Annotated in this window: 27 protein-coding genes and 2 tRNA genes; 23 read left to right on the top strand and 6 right to left on the bottom strand. The window is 68.6% G+C overall.

The genetic code is table 11. The annotated features are described in order from the left end of the window. Positions 1-81 precede the first annotated feature (81 nt). Positions 82-816, top strand: a complete 735-nt coding sequence (gene trmB, locus C4N9_RS09730; protein WP_109533135.1) for a tRNA (guanine(46)-N(7))-methyltransferase TrmB — start codon at positions 82-84, stop codon at positions 814-816. Between the two features lie 133 nt (positions 817-949). On the opposite strand, the gene C4N9_RS09735 is transcribed toward trmB, so the two are convergent. Next, positions 950-1,219 carry a DUF6476 family protein gene (locus tag C4N9_RS09735; protein WP_342748792.1) on the bottom strand — a complete coding sequence of 90 codons (270 nt, stop codon included), beginning with the start codon at positions 1,217-1,219 and terminating at the stop codon, positions 950-952. A gap of 46 nt (positions 1,220-1,265) precedes the next feature. Here C4N9_RS09735 and C4N9_RS09740 point away from each other — a divergent pair, with 46 nt between their 5' ends. Continuing rightward, positions 1,266-2,297, top strand: a complete 1,032-nt coding sequence (locus tag C4N9_RS09740) for an RluA family pseudouridine synthase (RefSeq protein WP_109533137.1) — start codon at positions 1,266-1,268, stop codon at positions 2,295-2,297. Here C4N9_RS09740 and C4N9_RS09745 read toward each other — a convergent pair whose 3' ends face one another. Both C4N9_RS09745 and C4N9_RS09750 read right to left on the bottom strand, forming a co-directional pair. Next, a complete protein-coding gene (locus C4N9_RS09745; RefSeq protein ID WP_109533138.1) occupies positions 2,298-2,639 on the bottom strand; it encodes a hypothetical protein in 342 nt (113 codons plus the stop codon). A gap of 159 nt (positions 2,640-2,798) precedes the next feature. After that, the gene (locus tag C4N9_RS09750) at positions 2,799-3,122 is read right to left on the bottom strand and encodes a hypothetical protein (RefSeq protein WP_109533139.1); all 324 of its coding nucleotides are present in this window, start codon (positions 3,120-3,122) and stop codon (positions 2,799-2,801) included. Between the two features lie 128 nt (positions 3,123-3,250). On the opposite strand from C4N9_RS09750, the gene C4N9_RS09755 reads away from it, so the two are divergent. The 3 genes from C4N9_RS09755 to rpoH all read left to right on the top strand — a co-directional run bounded on the left by C4N9_RS09755 (position 3,251) and on the right by rpoH (position 6,973). After that, complete coding sequence (locus C4N9_RS09755) at positions 3,251-4,447, top strand: cupin domain-containing protein (protein WP_109533140.1); 1,197 nt, start codon at positions 3,251-3,253, stop codon at positions 4,445-4,447. Between the two features lie 67 nt (positions 4,448-4,514). Continuing rightward, the gene (gene cls / locus C4N9_RS09760; protein WP_109533141.1) at positions 4,515-5,948 is read left to right on the top strand and encodes a cardiolipin synthase; all 1,434 of its coding nucleotides are present in this window, start codon (positions 4,515-4,517) and stop codon (positions 5,946-5,948) included. Between the two features lie 134 nt (positions 5,949-6,082). After that, a complete protein-coding gene (gene rpoH / locus C4N9_RS09765; RefSeq protein WP_109533142.1) occupies positions 6,083-6,973 on the top strand; it encodes an RNA polymerase sigma factor RpoH in 891 nt (296 codons plus the stop codon). A 178-nt stretch (positions 6,974-7,151) separates the two neighbouring features. On the opposite strand, the gene C4N9_RS09770 is transcribed toward rpoH, so the two are convergent. Then, positions 7,152-7,748 (bottom strand): LysE family translocator, encoded by a 597-nt coding sequence (locus C4N9_RS09770; protein WP_109533143.1) that lies wholly within the window; start codon positions 7,746-7,748, stop codon positions 7,152-7,154. A gap of 157 nt (positions 7,749-7,905) precedes the next feature. Between C4N9_RS09770 and chrA the strand changes: the two genes are divergently transcribed. The 14 genes from chrA to C4N9_RS09840 all read left to right on the top strand — a co-directional run bounded on the left by chrA (position 7,906) and on the right by C4N9_RS09840 (position 20,608). Further along, complete coding sequence (gene chrA / locus C4N9_RS09775) at positions 7,906-9,123, top strand: chromate efflux transporter (protein WP_109533144.1); 1,218 nt, start codon at positions 7,906-7,908, stop codon at positions 9,121-9,123. A gap of 50 nt (positions 9,124-9,173) precedes the next feature. Beyond that, positions 9,174-10,520 carry a 3-phosphoshikimate 1-carboxyvinyltransferase gene (gene aroA, locus C4N9_RS09780; protein WP_109533145.1) on the top strand — a complete coding sequence of 449 codons (1,347 nt, stop codon included), beginning with the start codon at positions 9,174-9,176 and terminating at the stop codon, positions 10,518-10,520. Then, the gene (locus C4N9_RS09785) at positions 10,517-11,023 is read left to right on the top strand and encodes a hypothetical protein (RefSeq protein WP_109533146.1); all 507 of its coding nucleotides are present in this window, start codon (positions 10,517-10,519) and stop codon (positions 11,021-11,023) included. The genes aroA and C4N9_RS09785 overlap by 4 nt, the downstream gene beginning before the upstream one ends. A 118-nt stretch (positions 11,024-11,141) precedes the next feature. Continuing rightward, a complete protein-coding gene (locus tag C4N9_RS09790; RefSeq protein ID WP_109533147.1) occupies positions 11,142-11,732 on the top strand; it encodes a (d)CMP kinase in 591 nt (196 codons plus the stop codon). 105 nt (positions 11,733-11,837) lie between these two features. Continuing rightward, positions 11,838-12,548: a phosphatidylserine decarboxylase gene (locus tag C4N9_RS09795; protein ID WP_109533148.1), complete on the top strand. Its 711-nt coding sequence runs from the start codon at positions 11,838-11,840 to the stop codon at positions 12,546-12,548. A gap of 3 nt (positions 12,549-12,551) precedes the next feature. Then, complete coding sequence (pssA, locus tag C4N9_RS09800) at positions 12,552-13,385, top strand: CDP-diacylglycerol--serine O-phosphatidyltransferase (protein WP_245902508.1); 834 nt, start codon at positions 12,552-12,554, stop codon at positions 13,383-13,385. A gap of 109 nt (positions 13,386-13,494) precedes the next feature. Beyond that, positions 13,495-13,571: transfer RNA gene (locus tag C4N9_RS09805), tRNA-Asp, on the top strand. 307 nt (positions 13,572-13,878) lie between these two features. After that, a tRNA-Asp gene (locus C4N9_RS09810) sits at positions 13,879-13,955 on the top strand. A 94-nt stretch (positions 13,956-14,049) separates the two neighbouring features. After that, positions 14,050-15,438, top strand: a complete 1,389-nt coding sequence (murD, locus tag C4N9_RS09815; RefSeq protein WP_109533149.1) for a UDP-N-acetylmuramoyl-L-alanine--D-glutamate ligase — start codon at positions 14,050-14,052, stop codon at positions 15,436-15,438. 82 nt (positions 15,439-15,520) lie between these two features. Further along, positions 15,521-16,462, top strand: a complete 942-nt coding sequence (rarD, locus tag C4N9_RS09820; protein ID WP_109533150.1) for an EamA family transporter RarD — start codon at positions 15,521-15,523, stop codon at positions 16,460-16,462. A 126-nt stretch (positions 16,463-16,588) separates the two neighbouring features. Next, on the top strand, positions 16,589-17,755 hold the full coding sequence (locus tag C4N9_RS09825; protein WP_109533151.1) for an FtsW/RodA/SpoVE family cell cycle protein: 1,167 nt from the start codon (positions 16,589-16,591) through the stop codon (positions 17,753-17,755). Then, the gene (locus C4N9_RS09830; RefSeq protein ID WP_109533152.1) at positions 17,755-18,870 is read left to right on the top strand and encodes a UDP-N-acetylglucosamine--N-acetylmuramyl-(pentapeptide) pyrophosphoryl-undecaprenol N-acetylglucosamine transferase; all 1,116 of its coding nucleotides are present in this window, start codon (positions 17,755-17,757) and stop codon (positions 18,868-18,870) included. Before C4N9_RS09825 ends, C4N9_RS09830 begins: the two co-directional genes overlap by 1 nt. 8 nt (positions 18,871-18,878) lie before the next feature. Continuing rightward, positions 18,879-20,288: a UDP-N-acetylmuramate--L-alanine ligase gene (gene murC / locus C4N9_RS09835; RefSeq protein WP_109533153.1), complete on the top strand. Its 1,410-nt coding sequence runs from the start codon at positions 18,879-18,881 to the stop codon at positions 20,286-20,288. Between the two features lie 23 nt (positions 20,289-20,311). Further along, positions 20,312-20,608, top strand: a complete 297-nt coding sequence (locus C4N9_RS09840) for a hypothetical protein (RefSeq protein ID WP_109533154.1) — start codon at positions 20,312-20,314, stop codon at positions 20,606-20,608. A 19-nt stretch (positions 20,609-20,627) separates the two neighbouring features. Here C4N9_RS09840 and C4N9_RS09845 read toward each other — a convergent pair whose 3' ends face one another. Both C4N9_RS09845 and C4N9_RS09850 read right to left on the bottom strand, forming a co-directional pair. Further along, the gene (locus C4N9_RS09845) at positions 20,628-20,948 is read right to left on the bottom strand and encodes a hypothetical protein (protein WP_146195145.1); all 321 of its coding nucleotides are present in this window, start codon (positions 20,946-20,948) and stop codon (positions 20,628-20,630) included. Positions 20,949-21,122: 174 nt separating this feature from the next. Further along, complete coding sequence (locus C4N9_RS09850; protein WP_146195146.1) at positions 21,123-21,404, bottom strand: hypothetical protein; 282 nt, start codon at positions 21,402-21,404, stop codon at positions 21,123-21,125. Between the two features lie 172 nt (positions 21,405-21,576). Between C4N9_RS09850 and murB the strand changes: the two genes are divergently transcribed. The 4 genes from murB (at position 21,577) to ftsA (ending at position 26,321) form a co-directional block, all read left to right on the top strand. Next, the gene (gene murB, locus C4N9_RS09855; protein WP_109533157.1) at positions 21,577-22,503 is read left to right on the top strand and encodes a UDP-N-acetylmuramate dehydrogenase; all 927 of its coding nucleotides are present in this window, start codon (positions 21,577-21,579) and stop codon (positions 22,501-22,503) included. 133 nt (positions 22,504-22,636) lie between these two features. Then, complete coding sequence (locus tag C4N9_RS09860; protein ID WP_210404008.1) at positions 22,637-23,566, top strand: D-alanine--D-alanine ligase; 930 nt, start codon at positions 22,637-22,639, stop codon at positions 23,564-23,566. Further along, positions 23,566-24,990: a cell division protein FtsQ/DivIB gene (locus C4N9_RS22245; protein ID WP_245902509.1), complete on the top strand. Its 1,425-nt coding sequence runs from the start codon at positions 23,566-23,568 to the stop codon at positions 24,988-24,990. The genes C4N9_RS09860 and C4N9_RS22245 overlap by 1 nt, the downstream gene beginning before the upstream one ends. Then, complete coding sequence (gene ftsA / locus C4N9_RS09870; RefSeq protein WP_109533159.1) at positions 24,987-26,321, top strand: cell division protein FtsA; 1,335 nt, start codon at positions 24,987-24,989, stop codon at positions 26,319-26,321. Before C4N9_RS22245 ends, ftsA begins: the two co-directional genes overlap by 4 nt. Positions 26,322-26,325 lie beyond the last annotated feature (4 nt).

Below are 26,325 nucleotides of genomic sequence, written 5' to 3' on the forward strand. Positions count from 1 at the left end.
GCGATCGCGGACGGGAGCCTTTTGGCTCCGCCGCGCGCCTAAGCCTTGCGATGCGGCGCGTGCGGGGCTATTGGCCGCGCCATGAGCGACGAGAACCCGAAACCCGACCTGCCGCCGCATCCCGCGCTGGCCGCCCTGCGCACCAACCGCAATTTCTATGGCCGCGTGCATGGCAAGACCCTGCGACCGGCGCAGCGGCGCTACCTGTCCGAGGACCTGCCCGCGCTGCGGCTGCGCGGCGTGTCCATCGACGAAAATCCCGAACGGGAAAAGCTGGACCTGCAGGCGGCGTTGCCGGGGGACGGGCCGCTCTGGCTGGAAGTGGGTTTCGGCGGCGGCGAGCACATGGTGCACATGGCCCATGCCAATCCGCAGGTCCGCTACATCGGCTGCGAGCCTTTCGTCAACGGCGTGGCGATGGCGCTTTATCAGCTGCGCGAGACGCCCTGTCCGAACCTCAAACTGCATCCCGGCGATGTGCGCGACCTGTTCGACGTGCTGCCCGGGACGGTGCTGGACAAGGTGTTCCTGAACTACCCCGATCCCTGGCCCAAGGCGCGCCATTACCGCCGCCGCTTCGTGACGCCCGAGCATCTGGAGCCGCTGTTCCGCGCCTGCAAACCGGGCGCCGAGTTCCGCGTGGCCACCGATATTCCCGATTATGCCCGCCAGACGCTGGAAGAAGTGCCGCAGGCGGGTTTCGTTCTGGAGCGCGACACGGGCGAGCCCTGGGCCGACTGGTATTCCACGCGCTACGAGCAGAAGGCGCTGCGCGAGGGGCGCGTGCCGCACTACATGACGTTCCGCAAGCCCTGACAGGGTGGCAGGGGAGGGCGCTTGTGGCCAGCGTAGCAGGGGGGCGCTGCCCCCCTCGGCCTGCGGCCTCACCCCCCGGGATATTTGCGGAACAAAGATGCGCTCAGGGCTGGGCGGGTCGGGGCCGGGCGGCTCAGGGCAGGGCGGTCGTGCTGAAGGGGGCGCCGCCCTCGGGGCGGTAGAGCAGGATCTCGCCGTCCTCGGTCACCACGACCAGCCAGTCGCGCGCGAAGGTCACGGCGGCGGGGGCGGCGCCCTCGGGCAGGATCACGCTGTCGGGAAGCGCGGGCAGCGGGGCCGGTCCGCCCAGCCGCGTGACAAGCAGGCCGACGATGGTTAGAAGCCCGAGGATCATCACCACCGTCAGCGTGGTGACGAGAATTTTCAGGAAACGCAGATCCACGGGGAGCGCTGGCGTGTCGTCATCGGAAGGCTTTTCACCGGAAGACATGGACGGGGAGTCCCTCGAGATCGTGGTCATCATCGGCGCGAACCCGCCTGACCGTCTTGATAAGGCGCTGGCCCGCGATGTGCCAGAGGCGGCATCGCTGTCGCGCTCGCGACTGGCGAAGCTGATCGCCGAGGGCGCGGTGCGGCGTGGCGACGAGCTGCTGACCAATGCCAAGGCCCGCGTCGCTGAGGGCGATGCCATCGCCATCACCGTCGAGGCGGCGATAGAGCTGGACGCCCTGCCCGAGGATATCCCGTTATCCGTGGTTTACGAAGACGACGACCTGATCGTCATCGACAAGCCCGCCGGCATGGTCGTGCATCCCGCACCTGGCACGCCGCGCGGCACGCTGGTCAACGCGCTCTTGCATCATTGCGGCGACACGCTGTCGGGGATCGGAGGGGCGAAGCGACCGGGCATCGTGCACCGGATCGACAAGGACACGTCGGGGCTTCTGGTCGTGGCCAAGACGGACCGCGCGCATCACGGGCTGGCCGCGCAATTCGAGGCGCATTCGGTCGAGCGGGCCTATCAGGCGCTGGTCTACGGCATTCCCGATGCCGGCGATCCCCGGCTCAAGGGCGTCAGGGGCACCAGCTTCGAGCCGGGCGGCGTGCTGAAGATCCAGACCCGGCTGGACCGGCACCGGCACGAACGACAGAAACAGGCCGTGTTCTTCGACCGGGGCCGCCATGCGGTGACGCGCGCGCGGGTTCTGCAGAGCTTCGGCACCCCGCCGCAGGTGGCGCTGATGGAATGCCGTCTGGAAACCGGGCGGACGCACCAGATCCGCGTGCACATGGCGCATGTGGGCCACGGGCTGGTTGGCGATCCGGTCTATGGCGGGCGGCGCAAGCCCTCGGCTGCGGCGCTTCCAAAGGGCGGCGCCGAGGCGATTGCCGGTTTCCCGCGCCAGGCGCTTCATGCCGCGACGCTGGGGTTCGAGCACCCGGCAAGCAAAGAGCGGCTGACCTTCCGGTCGCCGCTCCCCGTGGATTTCAGCGATTTGATCGCGGCGCTGGGCGGCTGATCAGCAGCGGCGCCCGCGATTGACCGGATCGGCATAGGCCCCGAGATCGCTGTCGGTGCAGACCCGGCGACCCCGGCCCCGACCGACCGGATCGGCATAGGCGCCGACATCGCTGTCGGTGATCCCGCTGCGCCCGCGACCGCCGCCGACCGGGTCGGCATAAGCGCCGACATCGCTGTCGGTGATGCCCGAGCTGCGGATCGTCGTCGTCTCGACACAGCCGGCCAGCGCCGCGGTGCTGCCGAACGTGCCCAGCAGGAAGGCGCGGCGGCCGAAACCGCGGCTGGTGGTGATCTCGGCGTCGGTCAGCGTGGCTTTCTTGGACTTGGCTGCGTCTGACATGTGTTTACTCTCAATAATGTGTTTCAAGATGGTAACTTTGGCGGGGAAACCCTTTTGCGTCAAGCCTTTCGCGAAGCCCGGGGGCCGGGGCGCGGGGCCTCTGAAAGCGAAACGGACCCGCAGGGGGTCCGTTTGCCGTTTGCCATGGGAAGGCGGCGGTCAGTCGGTGCCGCCGCGCCCCTGTCCGGCCTGGTCGTAGACCGAGCCATTGTCCGAATCGGTGATCCCCGACGAGCGCCCGCCCGACCCCCGGCCCCGGCCGGCGGCATCGGCATAGGAGCCGTCGTCATTGTCGGTGAGGCCGGAATAGCCGCGACCGGCCGGATCGGACGGATCGCTGTCCGAAGCCGCCAGAGCCGCCGTCGCCACCAGCGCGCCGCCGCCGAACGCCCCCAGGAGCAGCGAGCGCCGACCGATCCCGCGACGGGTGGTGATGTCATCGTCCTTCAGGGTCTTGCGGTCTTTCTTCGGCGTATCTGTCATTTCACTGGTCCTGTGGGAATTGTTGTATCACTGTAGGATGGAATGCTTCTAATGTTCCCACGTTGGGTCAACTTCGTTCGCCGGTCAACGAGTCTGTTCAGAAAACCGGCATAAAAAGTGAGTTCGCGATGAAAGATAATACCGACGTCCCCGCGCTTATGGATTTCCAGAGGGCGATCGCGCCGATCGCGCCCGACACGTTTTTCGCCGAGTATTTCGAAAAGACGCATCTGGTGATCCGCCGGGACGATCCCGACTATTACACGCGCGTGCTGTCGCTGGCCGATATCGATCAGGTCCTCACGCAGATGCAGATCCCCGGCGACGAGCTGAACCTCGTGCAGAAGGACCGCACGATCACCAAAGACGATTACGTCAACGCCGCGGGTTTCGCGGATCCCGTGCGGATGGTGAAGACGTTTGCCGAAGGCGCGACGATCGTCATGCCGGGTCTGCAAAAGCGCCTGCCCAAGCTGGCCGCCTATTGCCGCTCGCTCGAGACGGTCTTCAGTTGCGATCTGCAGACCAACATCTATTTCACGCCGCCCGACGCGCAGGGCTTCAAGACGCATTACGACAGCCATGACGTGATCGTCCTGCAGATCGCCGGATCGAAGACGTGGAACATCTACGAGAGCGACCTGCAATTGCCGTTGCGCAGCCAGGCCTTCTCGCCCGAAGGGTTCGAGCCGGGCAAGCTGATCGACACGTTCACGCTGCAGGCGGGCGATATGTGCTACGTGCCGCGCGGCGTGGTGCACGATGCGCGCGCCACCGAAGAGCTGTCCTTGCACATCACCACGGGGCTGCTGTCTCAGCGCTGGATCGAGCTGGTGGTGGATGCGGTCTCGCGGCTGGCGCTGAGCGATCTCGATTTCCGTCGCGCCGTGCCGCCGGGCTTTGCCAATGGCGATTTCGACCGCACCGATGCGGGCGAGACGCTGGCGGACCTGTTGCGCCGCGCCGCCGACCGGATCGACGCCGACGCCACGCTCGCCGCCGCGGCCGAGGATTATCGCGGGCGCAGGCTGCCCGTCGTTCCGGGCCAGCTGTTCCAGCAATTCAGCGCCGAGGCCATCGCGCCGGGGACGCGGATGCGCCGCCGGCCCGACCTGATCCACGCGATCGTCGAAACCGAGGACGAGGTCGCGCTGTCGGTCTATGGCACCGAGGTGGCCTTCCCGCTACATGTCGCCGAAACCCTGCGCGCGGCGTTGCAATCGGACGGGTTCGTCGTGGGCGAGTTGCCGGGCGATCTGGACGAGGCGGGGCAGGCGGTGCTGGCACGTCGGCTGGTGGGCGAGGGCGTGCTGTTCATCGGCTGAGAGCGGGTTAGATAAATGCCCGGGGCACGTCCCTAAGTCCGCCTCACAAGACCCGACGGAGACAAGGATGGAAACCGGCGCGCTCGTGGCGATCACCGCCAGTGTGCATTACCTGCTGCAGGCCGGGACCACGGTGCGCGCGCTGACCCGCCCCGGCCGCGACCCTGCCTCGCGGCTGGCCTGGGTGCTGGTGATCCTTTCGGTGCCGGCGCTGGGCGTGGCGCTGTATCTGCTTCTGGGCGAGGTCAGCCCGGGCCGCCGCCGGGCGCTGAGACTGCGCGACAGCCGCGCGGCGCTGCCCGTCACGGCGCCGGGCATCGGGCGCAGCGACCTGCCCGAGCAGGGCCGCGCGGCCTTTGCGCGGGCCGAGGCGGTGAACCGCTTCGCGACCCTGCCGGGCAACGAGGCCCGTCTTCTGGGCAACAGCGACGAGGCCGTCGACGCGCTGATCGCCGATATCGAGGCCGCGCGCGAGAGCGTCCATATCCTCGTCTATATCTGGCTGGAAGATCGCAACGGCACCCGGCTGGCCGAGGCGCTGATGCGCGCGGCCCGGCGCGGCGTCACCTGCCGGGCGATGGCGGACGGGCTGGGCTCGCGCCGGCTCCTGCGCTCGGACCTGTGGCGCGCGATGGGGGCGGCGGGGGTGAAGACCGGTATCGCCTTCGATACAAGCTGGGCCTTCGCGCGGCTGGCGCTGGGCCGGGTCGATATCCGCAATCACCGCAAGATCTTCGTCATCGACGGGCGCATCGCCCATATCGGCAGCCAGAATTGTGCCGATGCGGCCTTTCTGCCGAAAGCGAAATTCGCGCCCTGGGTCGATATCATGCTGCGCGTCGAAGGCCCGGTCGTGTGGCAGCAACAAGCGCTTTTTGCCGCCGACTGGATGGGGCAGGGCGGCGACGACATGGCGGCGCTTCTGAAGCACGCGCCGCCCTGCGCGCCGCAGGGCTTCCCGGCGCTGGTCTTCGGCACCGGCCCCGACCTGTCGCCCGGCGCCGTGCCCGACGTGGTGGGGCTGCTTCTGGCCGCGGCGCGCGACGAGGTGGTGATCTCGACGCCCTATTTCGTGCCCAATCCGGGGCTTGTCGAGCAATTGCGCGCAACCGCGATCCGGGGCGTCTCGGTCACGCTCATCCTGCCCGCGCGCAACGATTCGCGCATGGTGGGCTGGGCCAGCCGCTCGTCCTGGCCCGCCTTGCTGGAGGCGGGTGTCGTGATCCGCGAATACCGGCCGGGACTTCTGCACGCCAAGACCTTCACCGTCGACGGCCGGCTGTCGCTGATCGGCTCGGCCAATCTCGACCGCCGCAGTTTCGAGCTGAATTTCGAGAATTCGCTGCTCATCGCGAATGAAGGCGTCACCGCGTCGATCCGCGCGCGGCAGGCCGAGTATGTCGCCAAGGCCCCGACCGTCAGCCCCGAAAGCGTCGCCAACTGGTCGCTGCCGCACCGGCTGCTTTGCAACGCGGCAGCGATGATCAGCCCGGTCCTGTGACCGGCGGGCGCGCCCCGCGGGCCAGGAACCTTCCGCTTGAAAGGGCGTTTGCGCGTCCCTAGATAAAAAATCCGACGGAAAGCGGGATGTCTCCCGTATGATCCGTAGAGCGTCCTGAAAGGAGAACACACCCGGTGGCCGATTACACCAGCCTTCCCGCCCCCAGCCCCGAACAGGGGATGAACCGGTATCTGCAAGAGATCCGGCGCTTCCCGATGCTGGAGCCGGAAGAGGAATACATGCTGGCCAAGCGCTGGGTGGACCATCAGGACACGGGCGCCGCGCACAAGCTGGTGACCTCGCATCTGCGGCTCGCGGCCAAGATCGCCATGGGTTATCGCGGCTATGGCCTGCCGCAAGCCGAGGTGATCTCCGAGGCCAATGTGGGCCTGATGCAGGCCGTGAAGCGCTTCGATCCCGAGAAAGGCTTCCGGCTGGCCACCTACGCGATGTGGTGGATCCGCGCCTCGATCCAGGAATACATCCTGCGGTCCTGGTCGATGGTGAAGCTGGGCACGACCTCGGCGCAGAAGAAGCTGTTCTTCAACCTGCGCAAGGCCAAGGCCCGGATCGGCGCCATCGAAGAGGGCGATTTGCGCCCCGAGAACGTGAAGCAACTGGCCGAGGACCTGTCCGTCACCGAGCAGGAGGTGGTCGACATGAACCGCCGGCTTGCGGGGTCGGACGCGTCGCTCAACGTGACGGTCGGCGGCGAAGAGGGGTCGGCCTCGTGGCAGGACTGGCTCGAGGATACCGATGCCGATCAGGCCAACGATTATGCCGAGCGGGACGAGTTCGAGGCCCGGCAGGCCATGCTGATGGAGGCGATGGACGTGCTCAACGAGCGCGAGCGCGACATCCTGACCGAGCGCCGGCTTGCCGAGCCGCCGGTGACGCTGGAAGACCTGAGCGGGAAGTACAACGTCTCGCGCGAGCGGATCCGCCAGATCGAGGTGCGCGCTTTCGAGAAGCTGCAGGCGCGGATGAAAGAAATCGCGCAGGAAAAGGGCATGATCCCGGCGTGACGCAGCGGTGCGTGCAGAGCACACACCCTACAGCGTTGCACCAGGCGGGCTGGCGATCGCGATTCGCGGGACCGGGCCGGCGCCCTGCGCTTCTGGCGGGCGTTGGACTTCGCGCGCCCGGTGGATCCCGCAGGGCGCGGCTGTAGGGTGCGTGCTTTGCACGCACCATTCCGTCCCGTCAGCCAAACAGCACCGGGAAAAGCGACGCCACCAGTGTCAGCGCCATCACGATGTTGAACACTCGCAACCGCCTCCTGTCCTGCAGGAACGCCCGCAATCCGCGTCCCAGCACCGTCCAGACCGTGACCGACAGCACCGAGACCGCCGCGAAGGCCGCCACGACCAGCGCGACCGAGGGCAGGTCCGATCCCGGCGCGTAGAGCGCATTCGCCGTCAGCGCCGCCGTCCAGCCCTTGGGATTGACCCATTGGAACCCCGCCGCCTGCAGGAAGGTGAGCGGTCGAGCGCCCGCCGCCACCGCGCCCGAGGGCGGCGCCGAGCGGGCGATTTTCCATGCCAGCCACAGAAGATAGGCGACCGACACCCAGGTCAGCACCGCGCGCGCGGGCGGCCAGGCAGTGAACAGCCCCGCCACGCCCAGCCCCACCAGCCCGATCATCAGCGAGAAGCCCAGCGTGATCCCCGCCATATGCGGCACGGTCCGCGCAACGCCGAAATTCACGCCCGAGCTCAACAGCATCACGTTGTTCGGGCCGGGCGTCATCGAGGCGACGAAGGCGAAGGTCAGAAGCGCAAGAAACGTATCGAACGGCATGGCAAGGGTCCCGGACAGCGCGGCGATCCTAATCCCGGGGCGCCCCGCGGGTGAACCCGCAAAACACCGTCACGGAACTGTCGTTCAACCGGGCCATGTGTCACGCTACGACCCAAAGACGCTCCGCCTTAGACAACTCCGCCCGAGATACCCCCGCATGACCGCCACTCCTTCCGATTTGCGCGCCGATCTGCCCGTCTGGGCCCGGATCGGGCTTCTCAGCTTCGGCGGACCGGCGGGGCAGATCGCGCTGATGCATCGCGAATGCGTCGAGACGCGCGGCTGGATCGACGAGGACCGCTTCCTGCACGCCCTCAATTTCTGCATGCTTCTGCCCGGCCCCGAGGCGATGCAGCTCGCCACCTATATCGGCTGGCTGCGTGGCGGCTGGCGGGGCGGGGTGCTTGCAGGCGGGCTGTTCGTGCTGCCCGGCATCCTTGCCATCATGGCGCTGAGCTGGGTCTATGTGCTGGCGGGCGATGTCGACTGGATCGCGGGCGCCTTTTTCGGCCTGAAAGCCGCCATCATCGCCATCGTCGCGCAGGCGCTCTGGCGGATCGGGCGCAAGGCGCTGAAAGGCCCCGTCGCCCTCGCCATCGCCGGCGCGGCCTTCACGGCGCTCTTCGTTTTCGATCTGCCCTTTCCTCTGGTGGTGCTGGCGGCCGCCGCGCTGGGCTATGCGCGCGCACCGAAGCACAGAGGAGACCTGCCACCCCCAGAGGGCCGGACGGGCGGCACGGCGCTTGTCTGGGCGGCGCTCTGGCTCGTGCCGGTGGCGGCGCTGGCGCTGACCCTCGGGCCGCAGGACGGGCTTACGCAGGTCGCGGTCTTCTTCAGTCAGATGGCGGTCCTGACCTTCGGCGGCGCCTATGCCGTGCTGGCCTGGGTCGCGCAGGCAGCGGTCGACACGCAGGGCTGGCTGGCGCCGGGGCAGATGCTGGACGGGCTGGCGATGGCCGAGACCACGCCCGGCCCGCTGATCATGGTCACGCAATTCGTGGGCTTCATGGCGGGCTGGCAGGCGGGCGGGCTGGGGCTCGCCACGCTGGCCGCGCTGATCACCACCTGGGTCACGTTCGCGCCCTGTTTCCTGTGGATCTTCGCGCTGGCCCCCCATGCCGAGCGGCTTCGCCACAGCCCGGCGCTGGCGGGCGCTTTGCAGGCGGTAACGGCGGCGGTGGTGGGGGTGATCGCCAACCTGGCGCTGTTGTTCGCGCTGCACGCGCTCTGGCCGGAAGGGGCGTTCGACCCCTGGGCCGCGGGCCTGACCGCGCTGGCCCTGATCGCGGCTTTCCTGCTCAAGGCCGGGCCGGGGATGCTTATTCTGGGCGCGGCCCTGGCCGGGGCGGGGCTCAGGCTGGCGGGGCTGGCATGAGCAAACCCGCTGCGCTATGACCGCGCCAGATGCAGCGCTGTGAGGTCCCTATGTCCGCCCATTCGACCCCGATCCCGATGATCGCCCATAAATCGGGACCGCTTGCCGGCGTGGCCGAGGTGCCGGGCGACAAATCGATCAGCCACCGCGCGCTGATCCTCGGCGCGCTCTCGGTCGGCGAGACCCATATTACGGGCCTGCTGGAAGGCGAGGACGTGATCGACACCGCCAAGGCGATGCGGGCCTTCGGGGCCACCGTCACCCGCGTGGCCGAGGGCGACTGGCGCGTGAACGGCGTGGGCGTGGGTGGTTTCGCCGAGCCGACGCAGGTGATCGATTGCGGCAATTCGGGCACCGGCGTGCGGCTGATCATGGGGGCGATGGCGACGACGCCGATCGCCGCCACCTTCACGGGCGATGCCAGCCTCAACAAGCGGCCCATGGGGCGCATCACCGACCCGCTGGCGCTGTTCGGCGCGCGGGCCGTCGGGCGCGCAGGCGGTCGGCTGCCGCTGACGCTGGTCGGCGCGGTCGATCCGGTGCCGGTGCGCTACACGCTGCCGATGCCCTCCGCGCAGGTGAAATCGGCGGTGCTGCTGGCCGGTCTGAACGCGCCCGGCGAAACCGTGGTGATCGAGCCCGAACCCACCCGCGACCATACCGAGCGGATGCTGCGCGGCTTCGGTGCCGAGATCGACGTCACCGACAGCGCCGAGGGCCGCGTCATCACGCTGAAAGGCCAGCCCGACCTGACCGGGCAGAGCGTCGCGGTGCCGCGCGATCCGTCCTCCGCTGCCTTCCCGGTCTGCGCGGCGATCCTCGTGCCCGGCTCCGAGATCACCGTGCCCGGCGTGTCGCGCAATCCGACGCGCGACGGGCTTTACATCACGCTGATCGAGATGGGCGCCGATATCGCCTTCGAGAATCCGCGCGACGAGGGCGGCGAGCCGGTGGCGGATCTGCGGGTGAAATACTCGCCCGCGCTGAAGGGCGTGACCACGCCGGCAGAACGCGCGGCCTCGATGATCGACGAATTCCCGATCCTGTCGGTGGTCGCCGCGATGGCGCAGGGTACCACCGTCATGCAGGGCGTGAAGGAGTTGCGGGTCAAGGAAAGCGACCGCATCGACGCCATGGCGCGCGGGCTCGAGGCCTGCGGCGTGACGCTGGAAGAGACCGAGGATACGCTCACGATCCACGGCACCGGGGCGGTGCCGGGCGGGGCTGTCTGCGAAAGCCGTCTGGATCACCGCATCGCGATGTCCTTCCTGGTGCTGGGTCTGGTGGCCGATCAGCCCGTCGCGGTCGATGACGGCGCGCCCATCGCCACCTCGTTCCCGGTCTTCGAGCCGCTGATGGCGGGGCTGGGCGCGCGGATCGAGCGGACGGCGCCGTGAAACGGGCGATTTCCTGGGGGCTGCCGCTGCTGACGCTGGCGGTCTACCTGTATCTGGTCGTGGTTCTGGGCCAGCGTCTGCTGGCGGAATCGGGCGGGCTGCTGCCCTATGACCTGCGCGTGACGGGCTACGACCTTGCGCAGGCGCGCGGGCTTCTGCGCGCGCTCACGCCCGAGGGTTTCGCGTTGTATGAAGGCCCGATCTTCTGGACCGACACGCTGTTTCCGGCGCTGATGGGGCTTTGCCTTCTGTGGTGGATGCGTCCCCTTCACGGCGCTTTCGGCACGGTCTGCATGATGGCGGCGATGGGCTATGTCGCGCTCGACTGGGGCGAGAACATGCTGGTGCAGCGGATGCTTGAGGCCGGGCCCGACTGGGTGCGCCCCGCGGATATCTTCGCCGCCAGTGCCTTCACGCAGGGCAAGTTCGCGATCCTGGCGCTGGCTCTGGTGCTGGCGATCCGCGCCAGCATGCGGCGGATGCGTAGGAGAGGGGCCGAGTAGGGGGGCGCTGCCCCCCTCGGCCTGCGGCCTCACCCCCCGGGATATTTGTGGAACAAAGATGGGGCGGGTTTCCCGCCGCGCCCGGGCCGGGTAGAAGGGCGCAAGATTGGGGAATGCGATGATCTTCACGGTGGCAGTGGACGGCCCGGCGGCGGCGGGCAAGGGCACGATCAGCAAGGCGCTGGCCGCGCGCTTCGGGCTGGCGCATCTGGATACCGGGCTGTTGTACCGCGCGGTCGGCGCCAAGGGCGGCGACGCGGTGGCGGCGGCGCGGGGGCTGGAGCCCGCCGATCTGGCGCGCGGCGATCTGCGCAGTCTCGAAGCCGGGGCCGCGGCGAGCCGGGTCGCGGCGATCCCCGAGGTGCGCGCGGCGCTGGTGGCCTTTCAGCGCGACTTCGCCCGGCGCGAAGGCGGCGCGGTTCTGGACGGGCGCGATATCGGCACGGTGATCTGCCCCGAGGCCGAGGTGAAGCTGTTCGTCACCGCCAGCCCGGAAGTGCGCGCGCATCGCCGCTGGCTGGAAGTGGGCGGCGACGCGGCGCAGGTGCTGGCCGAGGTGAAAGAGCGCGACGCGCGCGACATGAACCGCGCCGATGCGCCGCTGAAACCGGCCCCGGACGCGGTGCTTCTGGACACCTCGGATCTGAGCGTCGAGGCCGCCGTCGCGCAGGCTGCGGCGCTGATCGAATCGCGCCTGCAAGGGGCGTGACGCCCGGTAATCAACGTTCAATCTTTGCCGGTTACGCTGCGATGGCGGTTTTGCCTTGGCGCGCGATCGGGCTAGAACATTCTGTACGCATCCCAAGGAGACCCGATGCCCGAGCCGTCGCATGATTCGATCCTGAACGCCGTCATCAAGCCGGTGCACCGCGAGGGCTATCCCTTCATCGGGATTTTCGCCGCCGTCACGCTGGTCCTGTTCCTGATCTGGCAGCCGCTGGGCTGGTTGGGCGTCATCCTGACGATCTGGTGCTATTACTTCTTTCGCGATCCCGACCGCCAGACGCCCACGCGCGACGGGCTGATCGTCAGCCCCGCCGATGGCGTCGTCTCGCTCATCGAACCCGCCGCGCCGCCCGCCGAGCTGGGCCTGAGCGAGACGCCGCTCACCCGCGTCAGCGTGTTCATGAATGTCTTCAACTGCCATGTGAACCGCCTGCCCATCGCCGGCGAGATCACGGCGGTGGGCTACCGGCCCGGCAAGTTCTTCAACGCCTCGCTCGACAAGGCCTCGGTCGATAACGAGCGGAACTCGGTCGCGCTGCGCATGGCCGACGGGCGTCAGCTGGCCGTGGTGCAGATCGCGGGCCTGGTGGCGCGCCGCATCGTCTGCGACGTGAAGCCCGGCGACGTTCTGGAAACGGGCGAGCGATTCGGCATGATCCGCTTCGGCTCGCGGCTGGATGTCTATCTGCCCGAGGGGGTCGAGCCGCTGGTTGCGCTGGGTCAGACGATGGTGGCGGGTGAGACGGTGCTGGCCGACCTGACCGCGTCCGAGCCGCGCCGCATGGCCGAGATCCGCTGACCCATGACCGAGCATCCCCCCAAAGACGAAACGCCTGCAGCGCCCGCTCCCGGGATTGACGATGCCAATTATGACGATGCAGGGGCGGACGAAACCGTCATGGACGAAAATGGCGGCGACCGTCGCTCGCTGCCCCTCGTGCAGCTTCTGCCCAATATCGTCACCCTGCTGGGGCTCTGCGCGGGCCTGACCTCGATGCGCTACGCGGTGGCCGGGTCGTTCGAGGCGGCGGCGGGGCTGTTGGTTCTGGCTGCGCTGATCGACGGGATCGACGGGCTTCTGGCGCGCAAGCTCAACGCCGCCAGCCATTTCGGCGCCGAGCTCGATTCGCTCAGCGACTTCGTCTGTTTCGGCGTCGCGCCCGGCGTCTTCGTCTATATCTTCGTGTTGCAGGACTGGCCCGGCCTGGGCTGGCTGCTGGTGCTGGTCTACGTGCTCTGCGCCTGCCTCAGGCTTGCGCGGTTCAACGTCAACCGCAACGCGCCGCCGCCCCCCGGACGGGCGCATTTCGTGGGCGTGCCCGCGCCCGCGGGGGCGATGCTGGCCTTGCTGCCTATCTATCTGACGCTGGCGGGCTGGCTCGATCTGCGGGAAATCCCGGTTGCGGCGGGGATCTATGTCGGGGCGGTGGGGCTTCTGATGATCTCGCGCCTGCCCACGCCGTCGCTCAAATCGGTGCGGATCCCGCGCAAGCGCGCGGTGCTGGTGATGGTGGCGATGGTGGTCTATGCGGGCGCGCTGATCTCGCGGCCCTGGATCGTGCTGGCGCTCTCGGACCTGGCCTATCTGGCGCTGCTGGGCTGGAACTCGTGGCGCGACCGCCGGAAACTGGCGTGACCGCTGGTCGCCGCCTTGGCTTGGCCCGGGCGCAGGTTCGGTCAGACGCAGATTGGCGCGATTTTGGGATTGACCTCACCCGGCGCGCCCTCTAGATGACCCCCTACGCGCGGTTGTAGCTCAGTTGGTTAGAGTACCGGCCTGTCACGCCGGGGGTCGCGGGTTCGAGCCCCGTCAACCGCGCCATTAAGCTTCCTCAAGGGCCCTCGGGGCCCTTTCTTTTTGCCCGGGACCGGGAGGAAGCCAGCAGGGGCGGCCGGGCCGTCGCCGCCGCGACGGGCGTGTTTCCATCTCTGCGATGCGCGGCTTGGGCCGGTGCCCGGGCCACAGCGCCAAAGCCCTTCATCCCGGTTCCTTGCCCTCATCAGGGTGCGCCGCGCTTGCGCAGCGCGTCGGGGTCTCGTCCAAGGTGAGGTCCGCACAACTTCCTGCGCCCGACGTCACATTTCCCGCTTGACGCCCTCCCGCGCGCCCTCTAGATGACCCCCTACGCGCGGTTGTAGCTCAGTTGGTTAGAGTACCGGCCTGTCACGCCGGGGGTCGCGGGTTCGAGCCCCGTCAACCGCGCCACTTCCCCCCCCTTGTCGCCCGACGCACACAGCGCCTCTGGCGCTTTGCAGCGCCCTGCGATAGCCTCCGGCCATCACCGGACGGGGTTTGGGAAATGATTACTGTTCAAGGGTTTGAAGGCCGCCGTGTCGGCGTTCTGGGGCTCGGGCGATCGGGGCTGGCGACCTGCGCCGCGCTCAGGGCCGGGGGCGCCGACGTCTGCGCCTGGGACGACAGCCCCGAAGGCCGCGCCAAGGCCGAGGCCGAAGGCTTCAGCCCCGTCGACCTCACGAAATCCGGGGCGGTCGACGATCTGGCGGCGCTCATCACCTCGCCCGGCATCCCGCATCTCTACCCCGCGCCCCATCCCGTCATCGCCGCCGCCAGCGCGGCGGGTGTGCCGGTCGATAACGACATTTCGCTGTTCTTCCAGGCGCTGGCCGACAGCGACGACGCGCCCCGCGTGGTCTGTGTGACAGGCTCGAACGGCAAGAGCACCACCACCGCGCTGATCGCGCACCTGCTTGAAGAGGCCGGGCGCGAGGTCCGCATGGCGGGCAATATCGGCACCGGCGTTCTGTCCATCGACCTGCCGGGCGACGAGGGCGTCGTGGTGCTGGAATTGTCGAGCTACCAGACCGACCTTGCCCGCCGCCTTGCCCCCGATGTGGCGGTCTTCACCAATCTCTCGCCCGACCATCTGGACCGTCATGGCGGCATGGGCGGCTATTTCGCGGCCAAGCGGCGGCTCTTTTCCGAAGGGGCGCCCGAACGCGCGGTGATCGGTGTCGACGAGGCCGAGGGCCGCTATCTGGCCATGCAGCTGGGGCAGGGCGCTGCCGACAGCCGGGTGATCCGTATCTCGTCGGGGCAGAAGCTGCAGGGGCCCGGCTGGTCGGTCTTCGCGCGCAAGGGTTTTCTGGCGGAATGGCGCGGCGGGCGGCAGGTCCATGCCATCGACCTGCGCCCGCTGGCCGGGCTGCCCGGCGCGCATAACCATCAGAATGCCTGCGCCGCCTATGCCGCCGTGCGCGCGCTGGGCCTTGCGCCCCGGCAGATCGAGGCAGGGCTGGCCAGCTTTCAGGGCCTGCCCCATCGCAGCCAGCTGGTGGGCGAGCGGAACGGCGTCCGGTTCGTCAACGATTCCAAGGCCACCAATGTCGATTCGGCGGCCAAGGCGCTGCAGGCCTTCCCGCGCATCCGCTGGATCGCCGGGGGGCTGGGCAAGGAGGGCGGCATCGCCGCGTTGGCGCCCTATCTGGGATCGGTGGTCAAAGCCTACATGATCGGCCATTCGGCGCGCGATTTCGCGCTGCAACTGGGCGCCATCCCGCACGAAATCTGCGAGACGATGGAGAATGCCGTCGCCCGCGCCAGCGCCGAGGCCGAACCGGGCGAGGTGGTGCTGCTGGCACCGGCAGCGGCGAGTTTCGACCAGTATCCGGATTTCGAGAAACGCGGCGCGCATTTTACTGCACTTGTGCAGGGCTTGGCTGAAGCGTAAGTCCGGATGTCGATCGGGGAGGGGGGCTGCTCGCCCCCCGCGTGCTGTCGCACGCCCCCCTCGGGATATTTGGAGAACAAAGATGCGCGCGACGCAGGCGCCCCTGAAGGCTTCGCTCCGGCCCGAACCGGCCGACGATTCCCGAGCGCTGGACGGCGATTCGCTGGCCGGGTTCCTGTTGGCGCTGTCGGCCTATCTGCTCTGGGGCGCGCTGCCGCTTTACTTGCGGCTCCTCGATCATGTCGACGTGGCCGAGGTGCTGGCGCATCGCGTCCTGTGGTCGGTTCCGCTGGCTCTGGCGGTGCTCTGGGCCACGGGGCGGCTGCGTAGCCTGGGACGCGCGATGCGCGATATCCGCATGCTGGGCATGGCCGCGCTGACCGCCGCGCTGGTGTCATGCAACTGGGGCGTCTATCTGTATGCCATCGCTTCGGAACAGGCGATGTCGGCGGCGCTGGGCTATTACATCAACCCGATCTTCTCGGTCCTGCTGGCCGCCCTGGTGCTGCGCGAGAAACTGTCGCGGCTGCAATGGGCGGCGGTGGCGCTGGCGGCGCTGGCCGTGGTCATCCTGACTGTCGAGGCCGGGCGCCTGCCGGTCCTGTCGCTGGCGCTGACGGTAAGCTGGGGCTTCTACGCGCTGGCCAAGCGCGCGCTGCCCATCGGCCCGAACCAGAGCTTCGCGCTGGAGGTGATGCTGCTGTCGCCCTTCGCGCTGGGCTATCTGGCATGGCTGGCGGGGCAGGGCACGTTGGCTTTCGGCACGACGGGCGGGCGCGACATGGCGCTGCTGATCGGTTGCGGCGTGGTCACGGCGGTGCCGCTGATGCTCTATGCCAATGGGGCGAAACGCCTGCGGCTGACGACGATCGGGCTGATGCAATACATCGCGCCAACCTGCATCTTCCTGATTGCCGTCTTCCTGTTCGGCGAACCCTTCGAGGGCGCCAAACTGTGGGCTTTCCCGATGATCTGGGGCGCGCTGGTGCTTTATTCCGCCGATCTGTGGGCACGTCGCCGCTGAGCCGGGCGCGCCGCGCGGGATAGGGTCTGGCCAGACTCCGCCTCGCGCGCTATCCTGTGGGGTGACGACCCGGGCAAACCGGGCGCAACAGGCAGGCCGGATACCGGCAGATCGAGCAGGACAGTCATGACGGAAATGGTTCATGGCAGCATCCCCGCCCAGACGGGCGAGCCGGTGCTGTCGCGCTGGTGGCGCACGGTTGACCGCTGGACGATCTCGAGCGTTCTTCTTCTGGTTGCCATCGGATTGCTGCTGGCGCTGGCCTCGTCGCCGCCGCTGGCCACGCGCAACCACTTGCCGCCCTTCTATTATTTCCAGCGCCACGCGGTCTTTGCCGCGGTCAGCGTCAGCGTCATGCTGTTCGTGTCGATGCGCAGTCCCGAGACGATCCGCCGTTGGGCGGTGCTGGGTTTCGGCATCGGGTTCGTGCTGCTTCTGGCGCTGCCCTTTGTCGGCACCGATCTGGGCAAGGGCGCGACGCGCTGGCTGAACCTGCGCGTCATCACGCTGCAGCCGTCGGAGTTCATCAAGCCCTGCCTTGCCGTCACTGCGGGCTGGCTTCTGGCCGCCGGGCAGGACCTGAACGCCCCTCCCGGACGGCTGATGTCGCTGGGCGTGACGCTGGCCACGGTGGGCCTTCTGGTGATCCAGCCCGATTTCGGGCAATCGGCGCTTGTGCTGTTCGGCTGGGGGGCGATGTATTTCGTCTCGGGCGCGTCCATCGTCATCATTCTGGGACTGGCGGGCGCGGTGGTGGGCGGCGGCGTCGTGGCCTACGGCGCATCCGAACACTTCGCGCGCCGGATCGACGCCTTCCTGTCCTCGGAAATCGACGCCCGCTCGCAGATCGGCTACGCTACCTCGGCCATTCAGGAAGGCGGCCTGTGGGGCATGGGCGTCGGCGAGGGGCAGGTGAAATGGCAGCTCCCCGACGCGCATACCGACTTCGTCATCGCCGTCGCGGCCGAGGAATACGGCTTCATCCTCGTCGCCTTCATCATCATGTTGTACGCGACCATCTGTCTGCGCGCGCTGGTGCGCCTGACGCGCGAGCGCGATCCCTTCATCCGCATGGCGGGGACCGGGCTGGTGGCGATGATCTCGGCCCAGGCGATGATCAATATGGGCGTGGCCGTGCGGCTTCTGCCCGCCAAGGGCATGACCTTGCCCTTCATCAGCCAGGGCGGCTCGTCGCTTCTGGCTATGGGGTTGATGACGGGAATGTTGCTGGCCTTGACGCGATCGCGCCCCCAAGGTGAGATCGGCGAGATTTTGCAGACACGGGGACGGTGATGGCGAAGGCCACGGACAGCAAACGCCCGCTGGCGGTGATCGCTGCGGGCGGCACCGGCGGGCATATGTTCCCCGCTCAGGCGCTTGCCGAGGAACTGCTTGCGCGGGGCTGGCGGGTCGTCCTGTCGACCGATGCGCGCGGCGCGCGCTATGCGGGCGGCTTCCCTGAGGCGGTCGAGCGGCGTGTCGTGTCGTCCGCCACGTTCGCGCGCGGCGGGGCACTGGCCAAGCTGGCGGCGCCGTTTCGCATCGTGGGCGGTGTCATCAAGGCCGTTTTCTCGATGCTCAGCGACCGTCCGGCGGTGGTGGCGGGCTTCGGCGGCTATCCGTCGATCCCGGCGCTGGGGGCAGCGATGCTGCTGCGCATTCCCCGGCTGATCCATGAACAGAACGGCGTGCTGGGCCGCGTGAACGAGGTTTTCGCCAAGCGCGTCAACGCGGTGGCCTGCGGGACATGGCCGACCGAGCTTCCTGCGGGGATCGCCGGGCATCATACCGGCAACCCGGTGCGCGGCGCGGTGTTCGAGCGCGCGGGCGCGCCCTATATCGCGCCCGGCCCCTATCCGATGTCGCTGGTGGTGATCGGCGGCAGCCAGGGCGCGCGGATCCTGTCGGACGTCGTGCCTGCCGCGCTGGCCTCGCTGCCCGCGGATCTGCGCCGGCATCTGCGCGTCTCGCAACAGGCCCGGCCCGAGGATGTCGAGCGCGTCACGGCGGCCTACGAGGCGGCGGATATCCCCGCCGAGGTAGGGCCTTTCTTCGACGATATTCCCGCCCGCTTCGCCGAGGCGCAGCTGGTCATCGCGCGCTCGGGCGCGTCCACGGTGGCGGATCTGACGGTGATCGGGCGTCCCTCGGTGCTGGTCCCCTATGCCGCCGCGATCCGGGGCGAGCAGGCCGCGAATGCCCGCGCTCTGGTCGAGGCCGAGGCCGCCGTGCTGATGCCCGAACGGATGTTCACACCCGAGGCGCTGGCCGAGCAGGTGCAGGCGATCCTGACCCATCCCGACGGCGCCACGCGCATGGCGGTGGCGGCGATGAAGCTGGGCATCCCCGATGCCGCCAGCCGCCTTGCGGATCTGGCCGAGCGTCTGGCGGGCCCTCCCAAAGCATGAGTGACAGCATGGCGGCGACGCGTCTTCCGGCGGGCCTTGGCCCGGTTCATTTCATCGGTATCGGCGGCATCGGCATGTCGGGCATCGCCGAGATCCTGCTGGGGCAGGGCCACAAGGTGCAGGGCTCGGATGCCAAGGGATCGGCCATCACCGAGCGGCTTGCCTCGCTGGGGGCGGTGATCCATGTCGGCCACGAGGCCGCGCATGTGCATGGCGCGGGCGTGGTCGTCGCCTCGACCGCGATCAAGCCGTCGAACCCGGAATATGCCGAGGCCAGGCGCCTTGGCATCCCGGTGATCCGCCGGGCCGAGATGCTGGCCGAGATCATGCGCCCGCATCGCTGCATTTCTCTCGCGGGCACGCATGGAAAGACCACCACCACGACGATGATGGCGGCGATGCTGGATGGCGGCGGGCTCGATGCGACGATCGTCAATGGCGGTATCATCCATGCCTATGGCTCGAACGCGCGCGCCGGTACGGGCGAATGGATGGCGGTCGAGGCCGATGAAAGCGACGGCTCTTTCAACATCCTGCCCACCGAGATCGCGGTCGTCACCAATATCGACCCCGAACATCTGGAACATTGGGGCAGTTTCGACGCCCTGCGCGAGGGCTTTCGCCGCTTCGTTCAGGACATTCCGTTCTACGGTCTCGCGGTGCTCTGCACCGATCATCCCGAGGTCGCGGCGCTGGCCGGGAAGATCCACGACCGCAAGGTCGTCACCTTCGGTTTCCGGCCCGACGCCAATCTGCGGGCCGAGGGGCTGAGGTTCGAAAAAGGCAAGGCGTACTTCGATGTTGCGGTTGGTCATGGCGCGGAATGTCGGATTATTGAAAGTCTGACACTTCCTATGCCCGGCGACCACAATGTCTCGAACGCGCTGGCCTCGGTCGCGGTGGGACTGCATCTGGGCCTGTCCGACGATCAGATCCGCGCGGCACTGGCGGGCTTTGGCGGAGTCGGGCGGCGTTTCACCCGCGTGGGCGAGGTGAACGGCGTCACCGTGATCGACGATTACGGCCATCACCCGGTCGAGATCGCCGCCGTGATCCGCGCCGCGCGCCAGTCTCTGGGCGGCGAGGGGCGCGTGATCGCCGTGCATCAGCCCCATCGCTTCACGCGGCTGTCGTCGCTTTTCGAGCAGTTCACCACTTGTTTTGACCAGGCGGACGTCGTCGCCATCGCCGAGGTCTATCCGGCCGGCGAAGACCCGATCCCGGGCGCGGATCGCGACAGCCTCGTCGCAGCGATCCGCGCGCACGGCCATGCCTCGGCCCATGCGCTGACACGCGAGGACGATCTCGAAGCGCTGGTGCGCGCCGAGACGCGGCCGGGCGACATGGTGGTGTGTCTTGGCGCCGGGACCATCAGCGCCTGGGCGCAGGCATTACCCGCGCGCCTTGCGGACGACTGAGGTACGACCCGGGAGGGACCGAGATGGAGCCCGAAATCCTCTACATCCTGGCCCTGGCCCTCTTTCTGGGCCTCGCGGTGGGCTGGATCACCGGGCGCCTGAGCGGGGGCAGGGGCGCGGCAATTCTTGTCGCGCTTCTGGGCGCGGCGGTCGCGGTGCTCTGGGTTATGGGGCTTCGGGCGCAGGGCTGGGATGGCATCGCCTATGCTATCGGCGCCTTCCTTTTCGCCGCGCCCGCGACGCTTGGCGCGCTTCTGGGCGGCTGGCTCGGTGCGAGGCGCCGCAACAGGCGTGCGCTCAAGCGGGCAGGCACCGGGTAAGGCGCCTGCCCAAGGGATATCACGACGCGGTTGCGGGCTTGATGGCCTGATCGGGCGCCGGCGGATAGGGGCGCGGGTAGTCCGGCGCGACTTCACGTTGGGCGGCGTCGGGGTCGCTTACGGCGGTTTCCGGGCGCGGCAGCGGCGGCGTGGCGCGCATGCGGTGCGCGATCCAGATACCGACGGGCACGCCCACGACCACGCCGATCACGGCAGCGGCTGCGAACAGGCGCCAGTCGATATAGCCAAGGGCCAGCCCGACGATCACGACCGCGCCGGCCACGCAAGCCGCCGCGATCGTCGCCATGGTCGATCTGAGGGGCGCTTGGGGGATCATCATAACGGGTCTCCGATGTGACTGAGGGTTGTCGGGAGAACGCAACTGGGGCGTGAATTGTTCCCTTCTCGGCCCGGCCGGCGCCCTGCTCAATGGAAAACGGGCGCCCACAGGATCGCCAGAGGATCGCCGGGACGCCCGCGCCGTCAGGCTGCCGGGAAGGGGGCTAACGCCGTCTTAGGCCGTGCGCTTCTGCATCGGGACGCGCAGGGGAGAGCGGCGCGCCATGGTCCGGCCGACGCGCCGTTGCGCCGTCGAGACCGTGGCCGACCGGACGCCGTTGTTGCGCGCGCGACCAGCGAGCAAGGTCCAGCTCCACAAGGCCAGCTCGAAGCTCAGCGCCAGCGCGATACCGGCTGTGCTGGCCAAGGCCAGAAGCTGGCCGTCATAAGCGCCCGCAAGGATGCCCGCCAGAACCGCCGCGCCCGCAATCGCGCCCGCTGCCAAGGTGGGACCCATGCTGCGCATCAGGGGAGTGACTTTCTTCATAGTTTCGTACCGCCGAATTTTTTGGTTTGTTGCAGGGGCAACTGCGCAGGGGCGGTCCCGGTTCCGTGTCCGGATGAAAGCTCCCATTGCCAACCTCGCAGCCGTGCTTGCGGCCTGACGGGCCGCCGTCTATTCCAGTGCCATGACCCAGATCCCTTTCACTCCGCGCGGGACCCTGACGCAGGACCGCCCGCTTTCCGACCTGACCTGGCTGCGCGTGGGCGGCCCTGCCGACTGGTTCTTCCAGCCCGAGGACGCGGACGACCTCTCGGCCTTCCTTGCCGCTCTGCCCAGGGATCTGCCGGTTTTCCCGATGGGCGTCGGATCGAACCTGATCGTGCGCGACGGGGGGCTGCGGGCGGTGGTGATCCGGTTGGGCCGGGGATTCAACGCGATCAGCGTCGAGGGTGAGCGCGTGATCGCGGGCGCTGCCGCGCTTGACGCCCATGTCGCGCGCAAGGCCGCGCAGGCCGGGCGCGACCTGACCTTTCTGCGCACCATCCCCGGCTCGATCGGCGGTGCGGTGACGATGAATGCGGGCTGCTACGGCGAATACGTGGCCGACCGGCTGGAAAGCGTGCGCATGGTCCTGCGCTCGGGCGAGATCGTCGAGAAACCGGCGGGCGAGCTGGGCCTTGCCTATCGCCAGTCGGCGCTGCCCGAGGGCGCTGTTGTCATTTCTGCCACATTCCGCGCGCCGCCGGGCGACCCCGAGGACCTGGCCCAGCGGATGGAGACGCAGCTTGCCAAGCGCGACGCGACCCAGCCGACGAAGGACCGCACGGCGGGCTCGACCTTTCGCAATCCGGCGGGGTTCTCGTCTACGGGTAGGGCCGACGACACCCACGACCTCAAGGCTTGGTCCCTGATCGAGGCCGCCGGTATGCGCGGTGCCACGCGTGGCGGCGCCCAGATGTCGCCCAAGCACGCGAATTTCCTGATCAATACCGGCGGGGCCTCGGCCGCCGATCTGGAGGGTCTGGGCGAGGAAGTTCGAAAAAGGGTGTTCCAAAACAGCGGGATTGAGCTAGAATGGGAAATCAAGCGCATCGGTGATCCGGCTCCCTGACAACAGGCGCAGCACGACCGCGGCGCGGTGCCGACCGGGCAACAGATCCGGCGGCACGAACGGGGCCCGAAAGCCCTGAAGCGAAGAATAAGACAGGGGTCCGAAGACCCCGGATGAGGCAGAGTTGGTGGGCATGTCGAGCAGGGCAGCCCCCACAGTGGCGGTGTTGATGGGCGGACCCTCGGCTGAGCGCGAGGTGTCGCTGGCAACGGGGCGCAATTGCGCCGAAGCCCTGCGGGTGGCCGGATTCAACGTGGTCGAAATCGACGCGGGCAGCGATCTGCCCGGGCGTCTGGAGGCTCTCAAGCCCGATGTCTGCTTCAACGCCCTGCATGGCCGCTGGGGCGAAGACGGCTGCGTGCAGGGGATGCTCGAATGGTTGCGGCTTCCCTATACGCATTCGGGCGTGCTGGCCTCGGCTCTGGCGATGGACAAGGAACGCACCAAGGACATCTACCGCGCGGCGGGACTGCCGGTTCTGCCCAGCGTGCTGGCCGCCAAGGACGAGGTCCGCGCCCGCCATGTGATCGAACCGCCCTATGTCGTGAAGCCCTATAACGAGGGGTCCTCGGTCGGCGTCTGGATCGTGCAATCCGACAATAACGGCCCGCCGCAGCTTGACGATGCGATGCCCGAAACCGTCATGGTCGAAGCCTATGCGCCGGGGCGCGAGCTGACCTGTTCGGTTCTGGACGATCCGGCACAGGGCGCGCGGGCGCTGACCGTGACCGATATCGTCACCGAAGGCTGGTACGATTACGACGCCAAGTACAAGGACGGCGGCTCGCGCCATGTCGTCCCCGCCGAGCTTCCCGCCGAGATCTTCGACGCCTGCATGGAATACGCCCTGCGCGCGCACAAGGCGCTGGGGTGCCGGGGGCTCAGCCGCACCGATTTCCGCTGGGACGAGGCGCGCGGGCTGGACGGGCTGGTGCTTCTGGAAACCAACACGCAGCCCGGTTTTACCTCGACCTCGCTCAGCCCTGAACAGGCCGCGCATTGCGGGATCAGCTTCCCCGAATTGTGCCGCCTTCTGGTGGAGGATGCCTCGTGTCAGCGCTGATGTCCCCATTGACCCCGGACGACGAGCCGCAGACGCCCACGCATGACACCGTGCATCGCGGGCCGTGGGTCTGGCCCGCGCGGCACGAAGTGGCCGCCCCCGATCTGCCTGCCGCGCGCCCGCTGCGCCGCGACCGGCCCGTCGCGCCGAAATGGCCCGGCGACCTTCCCGAACGCGCCTGGCCGCCGATGCCCGAGCCCGATCCGGTCCTGCGCCACGGCGCGCAACCCGACCGCGACGCCGAGCCGCCCCTGGGCAACCTGCCGCACGAAGTGGCGGAATGGGCGGGCAGCGACGCCGGCACCGATTCCTGGAGCGCGGGCGGCCACGCCACGGGCAAGGGCGGCGGCTTTGCCACCGGCAGCGACACCGCCAGCCCGCTGCCGGTCCATCACGCCATGCGCACCGTTCTGGGCACCGCGCCGCGCCCCAAATCCACCGAGTCCCGCCGCCCAGAGCCGCGCAGCTATCCCGGCACGCAGGCTACCGTGACGACGGCCAGCTGGACGATGGGCGCCCAGGCCGCCGAGGCTGCGCCCGCCAATGCCGCCCAGACGCAACGCAGCTTCGATCCCTCGCCCAGTCGTCTGGCCTATCGCCTGAACCGGCTGTGGCTGACGCCGCTGGTGCGCAGCTTTGTCTGCATCGGCCTGCCGCTTCTGCTGATCGCCGCGACCATCGGCGGCTGGGTGTCGAAGCCGGAAAACCGGGACTGGGCCGCGACCCAGATCGCCACCGCGACCGACTGGTTCCAGAACCAGCCGATGTTCCGCGTCTCGTCGTTGGAAGTGCTTTCGCGCTCGCCCGAAGTGGCCGAGGGCGTCGAGCGGCTGATGGGGCTCAGCTTCCCGGTCTCGTCCTGGGATCTCGACCTGTCCGACTTGCGCACCGAGGCCGAGGCGCTCGACGCCGTTGAGCGCGCGTGGCTGCAGATACGCTCGGACGGGGTGCTCGAGGTCCGCATCGTCGAGCGCGTGCCCGCCATGGTCTGGCGCCACGGGCACGAGCTGTATCTCGTCGATGAGACCGGCCACCGCGTTGCCCGCGTGGCATCGCGCGGGACCCGCGCCGACCTGCCGCTGATCGTGGGGCCGGGCGCTCCCGACGCGATTGCCGAAGCCGCCGAACTCTGGGCCGCCGCCGCGCCGATCCGGCAACGGGTGCGCGGCCTCGTGCGGGTGGGCGAGCGGCGCTGGGATCTGGTCCTCGACCGGGGCCAGCGCGTGCTTCTGCCCGCCGTGGGTGCGGTCGCCGCGCTCGATCGCGTGGTCGCGATGACCGAGAACAGCGTGCAACAACTTCTGTCGCGCGACCTTGTGAGCGTGGATATGCGCACGCCCTCCCGCCCGACCCTGCGCCTGGCCGAGCCGGCGCTGGAACAACTCACCAACACCGCCCTCAATACCGGAGCCAACCGCCGATGACCGTGTTCTACGAATCGCAACGAGCGCAGCGCAACCTCCGCCAGCAGGCCATGCAGCGGGGTGTGATCGCGGTGATGGATGTGGGTTCGCACAAGGTGGCCTGCCTGATCCTGAAATTCGGCGTCTCGGAAGGCCCGCGCGAAGGCTCGGGCGTGGGCAACATGGCGGGGCAGGCGGCGTTCCGGGTGATCGGCGCCGGCACCACCTGTTCGCGCGGCGTGCGCTTTGGCGAAATCGCGGCGATGCGCGAGACCGAACGCGCCGTGCGCACCGCGCTGCAGAACGCCCAGAAGATGGCCCAGACCCGCGTCGACCACGCGATCCTGACCTTCTCGGGCGGCGACATGCGCAGCTACGGGCTGGAAGGCGCGGTCGAGCTGGAAGGCGACCGCGTCAGCGAAAGCGACATCGCCCGCGTGCTCGACAGCTGCATCCTGCCCGATATCGGCCATGACCGCGAAGCGCTGCACGCCCAGCCCGTGAACTTCGTGCTCGATCACCGCACCGGCCTTGCCGATCCGCGCGGGCAGGCGGGGCGCATGCTGGGCTGCGACATGCACATGCTCAGCGTGTCGGCCGATGTGGTGCAGAACCTCGTCCATTGCCTCAAGCGCTGCGATGTCGAGGTCGCGGGCCTTGCCGCCGCGCCCTATGTCGCGGGCCGCGCGGCGCTGGTCGAGGACGAGCAGGAACTGGGCGCCGCCGTGATCGACATGGGCGGCGGCACCACCACGTTGTCGATCTTCATCAAGGGCCACATGATCTATGCCGACAGCGTCCGGCTGGGCGGGGAGCATATCACCTCGGACATCGCCATCGCGTTGCAGGTGCCCTCGTCCACCGCCGAGCGGATCAAGACCTTCCACGGCGGTCTTGTCGCCACCCGGCAGGACGACCGTCAGCATATCGAGATCGGCGGCGACAGCGGCGACTGGGACAAGGACCGCCGCACCGTGACCCGCGCCGCGCTGATCAGCATCATGCGGCCCCGCGTCGAAGAGATCCTTGAAGAGGTCCGTGCGCGGCTCGACGTGGCCGGGTTCGACCATCTTCCCAGCCAGCAGATCGTCCTGACCGGCGGCGGCAGCCAGATCCCCGGGCTCGACCGGCTGGCGGCGAAGATCCTCGGACCGCAGGTGCGTCTGGGCCGCCCGATCCGCGTTCCGGGCCTGCCCCAGGCGGCCACGGGACCGGAATACGCGGCCATCGTCGGCCTGTGCCAGTATGCCGCCCATCCGCAGGACGAATGGTGGGATTTCGACATGCCCGCCCAGGCCTTCGCCTCGCGCCCGCTCAAGCGCGCCATGCGCTGGTTCCGCGACAATTGGTAAGCCC

Source organism: Pararhodobacter marinus, from assembly GCF_003122215.1.
Lineage (GTDB): Bacteria > Pseudomonadota > Alphaproteobacteria > Rhodobacterales > Rhodobacteraceae > Pararhodobacter > Pararhodobacter marinus.